Genomic DNA, 1006 nt, shown 5'->3' on the forward strand with positions numbered 1-1006 from the left:
CGGGTGGTGGGACGGGCCGTCGCGTGTCGCTGCGGGCTGCGCCGGTTTCCACGGGGCCGGGTAGGGCTCGGTGTCCTTTCCGTGCTCGTCGGGGCGGGTTTCGGCTGGTCAGCCGGGTGCCGGTAGCGAGGTCAGGCGCTGCCAGCAGGCCAGGAACGCTTCGCGCCAGGGCCAGTCGGCAGGGATGTGTAGCCATCGGCGGCGTGCGTGGGTGGTCAGTCTCGCGGGGATGTGCCACAGGCGGTAGCGCAGCGTGGCGGGCTCGGCGCGTACGAGCTGCTCGTCGTCGTGTAGGCCCAGCAGCCGGGTCCAGGCGTCCAGGTCGGCGGCGAGGTTGGCGGCCAGCACCCAGCCGAGGTTCACCGACCAGGCTTTGGAGGGCAGGTTGCGCAGGCCCATCGCCTTCTCGGTGCGTACCCGGTCTTCGACCACCGCGTGGGCGCGGTGCAGCACGTCGAGGAACTGCGGGTGCTGCGATCCTGCGACGGCGCGCATCCGGGTGATGTTGGTGGCGGTGATCTGGTAGCGCCAGCCGGTGCGCCGCTCCAGCTCGGTGAGCTTGCTCAGGTGCCGTTTGGAGGGGCGGGCGCGGCGCGCGATCAGCCGGATGCCCGCCGGCCAGCCGCCGACGCGCGTGTTCAGGCCGGTCAGTTCCGCGACGTGGCACGTCTCCTGTACGGCGCCGTCCTGGTCCACGGCGTGCTCCCAGGCGCCCTCGGGCAGCGCGGCGATCGCGGCCTCATCCGCCTCGGTGATCTTCCAGCCGACCGTGTAGCGCACGGTGCGGCGGGTGGTGTTCAGTGCCTCGATGCGCTCCAGCAGAGCGTGACTGGCTCCCGCCCCGTCGACCCGGATGAGGATCTTGGCCCGGTAGGCGGACGGGATCTGCGCGATGCACGCGGCCAGCACCTGCAGGTGGTCGGCCACCGTGTTACTGCCCGCGCTGCCGGGGCGCAGCAGCATCGCCAGGCATTCCTGGGTGTTGGCGCACCACCCGGCCAGCGGA

The 1006-nt window shown here is 72.2% G+C and carries 1 protein-coding gene; it reads right to left on the reverse strand.

The annotated features are described in order from the left end of the window. Nucleotides 1-108: 108 nt before the first annotated feature. A partial coding sequence (locus tag KGA66_RS29210) for a transposase (RefSeq protein ID WP_211472856.1) occupies nt 109-1006 on the reverse strand: 898 nt, incomplete at its 5' end.

It is taken from the genome of Actinocrinis puniceicyclus (genome assembly GCF_018283645.1).
In the GTDB taxonomy this organism is placed as follows: domain Bacteria; phylum Actinomycetota; class Actinomycetes; order Streptomycetales; family Catenulisporaceae; genus Actinocrinis; species Actinocrinis puniceicyclus.